The 4,686-nt window shown below is 64.0% G+C and carries 3 protein-coding genes and 1 pseudogene; 2 read left to right on the forward strand and 2 right to left on the reverse strand.

The window, feature by feature from the left end:
• Nucleotides 1-97 precede the first annotated feature (97 nt).
• Nucleotides 98-828, forward strand: a pseudogene (locus tag DEU31_RS16625) (transposase); the annotation flags it as partial.
• Between the two features lie 280 nt (nt 829-1,108).
• Here DEU31_RS16625 and DEU31_RS16630 read toward each other — a convergent pair.
• Both DEU31_RS16630 and DEU31_RS16635 read right to left on the reverse strand, forming a co-directional pair.
• Nucleotides 1,109-1,858: an SHOCT domain-containing protein gene (locus DEU31_RS16630; protein ID WP_133677946.1), complete on the reverse strand. Its 750-nt coding sequence runs from the start codon at nt 1,856-1,858 to the stop codon at nt 1,109-1,111.
• A gap of 42 nt (nt 1,859-1,900) precedes the next feature.
• Nucleotides 1,901-3,478, reverse strand: a complete 1,578-nt coding sequence (locus DEU31_RS16635) for an N-6 DNA methylase (protein WP_133677947.1) — start codon at nt 3,476-3,478, stop codon at nt 1,901-1,903.
• A 301-nt stretch (nt 3,479-3,779) separates the two neighbouring features.
• Between DEU31_RS16635 and DEU31_RS16640 the strand changes: the two genes are divergently transcribed.
• Nucleotides 3,780-4,553, forward strand: coding sequence for an HNH endonuclease (locus DEU31_RS16640; RefSeq protein WP_133677948.1), 774 nt, complete (start codon nt 3,780-3,782; stop codon nt 4,551-4,553).
• Nucleotides 4,554-4,686: the final 133 nt, after the last annotated feature.

A 4,686-nucleotide genomic window follows, 5' to 3' on the forward strand; every position in this document is an offset into this window, starting at 1 on the left:
GCTGGGGATAGGGAGCGGGCATGGTCCACATCCTTCCCTGCAACGCTCCACAGCGCCACAGATCATGTGACACCTACACGCGTATCAGTCCCTCCCGCTCGAGCTCGTCTTCGTCGGCGGGAGCCTGGCCACTGGGCTCGTGCTGGACCTGCTGGAGAAGTTCGGTGGCGCCACCGGGCTCAAAACAGCAGGCTGGGGCAGGGCCTGCGTTTCGCTCGCTCCCAATCCCGCCGCGACCCCGAGGCGCTGATCGACCAGATCTTCACCGCACTGGGCGAGCAGACCGTCACCGTTCCGGCGACCGCGGTAGTCGAGCTCGTGACCCCCAGAGTCGCCGGCCAAGTGAAGGAACTGAAGGAACAGCGGGCGACAGTGGCGCGGGAAGTCGAGGCCATACTGGAGGGCTTCCCTTTCGCCTCGGTCTTGGTGAGCATGCCGGGGATCGGCATCAAGACCGCCGCCCGGATCCTCCTGAACATCGGTGATGGCACCGCGTTCGAGCCCGCGGGCCATCTCGCGGCCTATGCCGGGATCGCAACGGTCACACGAAGATCCGGCATCTCGATCCGGGTAGAACTCCCCGCCCGCTCAGGCAACAAACGGCTGAAGAACGCGCTGTTCTACTCGGCCTGGGTCGCCTCCCGCTCGGACCCGATCTCGAAGGCCTACTACGATCGCAAACGCGCCGAGGGCAAGCGCCACAACTCCGCCGTGATCTGCTTGGCCCGCCGCCGCTGCAACGTCATCTTCGCGATGCTCCGCGACGGCACGTACTACCAGCCACCGACCACTGCCCCAATCCCCGAGACGGCCGCTCTCGCAGTTTGACTCCCCTCACTCAACTCTGAAGAGCCCCTTTTCTTTCAGCCGCGGGACCGGCTAAAGCAAGGGCCGACGACAATCTCCCTCACCTGGCTCCTCCTTCACCGGCCCGCCCATGATCGCGGGATGACCAGATTCGCGCTGATGATGAACACAAGGATTAGCCGAGCGATCGCGATGGGAGCCCCCACCGTGAGCATGCCGCAGGTCAGGTCAAGATGCCGCCCATCCGTGCGGCATTCCCGTTGCCTGTGCTCCCGGCAGTGGTGTGGGGCTTGAACGCCGGTTAGGATCCAAGGAGGTCGGCCAGCGCCTTCTGGAACTGCTCCTCGGAGAGAATCCAGTCGGCCTTGAGCTGAGCGAGCCGGGAGATCTCATCGACCTTGCTGCCGGTGTGCAGAGGCTCAGACTCGACGAAGGGCTTCGACAACACCGGGAAGTGCGCAGGTTCGAGAATGGATTTCACAAACGCGTAGGGGTCGTTGGTACTCGCGCCGCTGTTGACCTGAACGTCGAACTGCACGTGGTTCTCAGGGTGCTGCTTCGCGTATTTTTTTACGATGCCCCCGGCCAGTACGAGCGCGTCGGAGCTCCTGCGGGCCCTACCAGCCAGGTCGGTGTCGGCAACCGGATCCAGCAGCACCGCGCCATCGACGTAAGGGCCGACGAACAGCGTAGGCTCGTTCCACTCTGCGGCTGCACCGTCTCCCATAAAGTTGATCAGGCGTATCTGCCCGGAACTCGCCGATGCGCTGGCCTTAACGCTCCACAACGAGCGGGCCTTGTCAAGGAGGTCGCCGAGGTCGAAGCCATTGGCGTTGTGACCAGCGGGGGCGACCAGGACGCCTGCTGACCACGATGCAGCGGCAATGATCCACTCAGCACCGTTACCGAATAGGAAGCGCAGGCCGCGATCGGATGGGTTTGCGGCTGTGAGCAGGGCCGAGAAGGCGAACTCCACCTCCCGCCGCACCGAGGGGGTGCTCTCAAGGTGAGCCTTGAGCTTGTCGAACTCGGGTGAGCCGCTGGTTGCCATGTCATCCTCCGTCACTGTTCCGTCGTGTGGAGGGCCAGTATCTCAGTAGTCAGCGGCCATGTCTTCGGAGTAGACAATGTGGAGGTCGGGGACATCACCGAGGAGCGCTTGATTGATGCGCTCGACAAGGGCGATAGGACGCTTGACGTTCTCGTTGATGATGCCAGCGTTGAGCTTGGTCGTGATGCTGGCACCCTCGGTCGCCTTTAGTTCCATGACGAGTGCGGCAAGTTCCGCGTCGATGCGGCAGGAGGCCGGGATAGGAGTAGAGAACAGCACCCGGCGCGGCAGCGTGACGCCTCCGTCGAGCGCACGCCACCAGAGGTAGGGAACGGACGAGTTCAGCACCAGTGCAGCACGGTCGCGGTCCTCGGCTGTCCTGAAGTGGAGTACGGCCTTGGACCCACGCTCGAGGTCCCGGTAGGCGGCAGAGATGTAGTAGCGGGGGGTCATGCCAATGGTCAGCGAATACTCGGTAATCTCGGGAACGACGAGGTGCTTGAGCCGCAACGGAGCGCTACTCAGGCGATCCCAGAGTTCAGCGAGTGCTGACGGCAGCTTGACCCACTCATCGGCGGGTCCGATCTTGCGTGCGGCGAGCAGATCCGGGGCCATTGCGAACATGCGGGCGCGGTTGGCTGTCTTCCACCGGATAATCGGGGTGACCGCCCAGGCATCCCGCTCCGGCGCACAGACGGTGATGGCCGCGCGGACGAAGTTCGTACTCGAAGTGTTGCTCGACCCGAACTTGTAGCCGCGGAAGAGGGTGTCCGGCACGTTGTCGAAGACGAAGATGTCACCGCCGGTGACTTCCTTGTCCAGCACGTCACGCAGGGGGTTGAACTTCGGGGCGGAGAGGTACGACGCCGGGGTAACGGCGATGAAGCCACTACTCTCGGTGGCTATGCGCTCGAGGAAGTAGGAGAACAGTTCGCGTGTGCGCCCGGTACGCATGCCCGGCTTCTCTGGTGCGCGGGCGTAAGGTGGGTTCACGATGACGAAGTCATGGCGGGGAAGCGCACGCTGGGCTAGAAAGTCCCGCTTCTCCGCACGCTCGTGCAGAGCAGCAAGACCATCAAGGTCACCGTGGGCGAGATAGCCTGCACCAAGCAATGCGACAGCGGTGACGAGCGCGGTCTGGTCGAGGTCGATGAGGGCAAGGCGGTCTCGCACGAACGTGGCACTATCGGGCTGGACGGCGGCGAGGTGCCACGCGAGGTTACCCACGCCGCAGCAAGGATCCAGCCAAACGCCCTCGGGGAACTCGGTCGACCGCTCAGCCATGAAGCGGGCAGCATCATCAGGCGTGAAATACTGCCCGGAAGCACGACGCCCGCGACTGTCCATAAGCGCAAGCAGCGCCTCGTAGCAAACACCGATCTCGCCGACGGTCAAGCCTTCCAGGGGGTTCGAGCCGTCACTGAAGGGCTCGGCACCCAGGATCTCAATGAGACCGTTGGCAAGGTCCGAGCGCTTGGTCGTCGTCACGGTGGCAACGGCGCGTAGCCAGTTCGCACGGGAGGCGCTCTTGGTGTTGGCCTGGAGGTCGTGCACGACGCGGGTCACGGCCGACGCCGAGAAAGAGCGTGGCGGTGCATCGGAGGCAAAGTCAGTGGCCATAAAACTCTCTCGTAAGTGGCGTTTTTAGCTATGAGCTCTTTCATCATCCTACACTACCCCGACTACCGAAGCTACCTGCAGCTTCGTACCGAGCGCGCCAGTTGATCTCCCTCGCAACGGGTGCCTCCGGGCGCCAGCTGCAACTTGCTGGAGTGCCACCTACGAGCTGGGATCCCGCCGTGCCTGGCCGTAGCCTGGCCCCATATCGGGCGCGTCGCGATGCGCGAGCGCGAAGGGAGTCGGGGTGCCTCAGGTGGGACAGACGAGAGCGTGGATCCACAATGAGAGGCCACGCGGCGCAATGGCGGAGATCAGTGGACTGCTCGGGATCGGCGAGTTCTCCACCAGCATCGGAGGGACGGTCCGCAAGGAGTTCATTGTTGCCGTGGCCGAGGCACTCGGCGTGCGCATGCCGTATGACCCGCGCGGCGAGGTGGCTGCCACCAAGGAGACGGTCACAGAATGGGCATGGCGCCAGGTCAACGACGGCGTCATGCCGAGAGAGGCGCTTTCCGGGGGCGGCACGATCACCAACGTCGCCCTGTCTGGGATCCTTGAGGGGATCGAGCGTGCGGGCATCAACCTGAGCGATGGCGCGCCCGCCGATGGCTCCGAAGAAGACTTCGGCGGCGAGGTGCCCGACATCTCGGAGCTCATCGACTCGCGCAAGCGTGCGATGCGCGAGGTCTACGTCCGCGAGGGGCAGGGCAACTTCCGAGCGGAGGTCATGCAGGCGTACGACAAGACCTGCGCCGTAACCGGCACGAACATAGTCGAAGCACTCGAGGCCGCCCACATCATCGCGTACCGCGGCCGGGATCATCACCACATAAGTAACGGGCTGGCGCTACGCGCCGACATCCACGCGCTCTTCGACCGCGGCCTCATGGCGATCCACGAAGACACCTACGAAGTCATCCTGGGCCACGAACTCGCCACCCTCGAGGCCTACGGGGACCTGGACGGGCGGCCAATCTTCGTTCCGGCGCACCCAGACGAGCATCCAGATCCGCGGTACCTGCGGGCCCATCGCATCGGCTCCGGCTTCCGCGCCCCCGGCGACATCGACATCTGATCGGCTTGCATCCCTGACACAACCATAGAAATCGAACCGGCGGGACTGATGCACGTGTAGGTGTCACATGATCTGTGGCGCTGTGGAGCGTTGCAGGGAAGGATGTGGACCATGCCCGCTCCCTATCCCCAGG

It is taken from the genome of Brachybacterium sp. AG952 (assembly GCF_004362645.1).
In the GTDB taxonomy this organism is placed as follows: domain Bacteria; phylum Actinomycetota; class Actinomycetes; order Actinomycetales; family Dermabacteraceae; genus Brachybacterium; species Brachybacterium conglomeratum.

Coding starts and splice junctions, on each gene's coding strand:
- DEU31_RS16630 (WP_133677946.1), bottom strand. CDS start 1,858: ATGGCAACCAGCGGCTCACCCGAGTTCGACAAGCTCAAGGCTCACCTT.
- DEU31_RS16635 (WP_133677947.1), bottom strand. CDS start 3,478: ATGGCCACTGACTTTGCCTCCGATGCACCGCCACGCTCTTTCTCGGCG.
- DEU31_RS16640 (WP_133677948.1), top strand. CDS start 3,780: ATGGCGGAGATCAGTGGACTGCTCGGGATCGGCGAGTTCTCCACCAGC.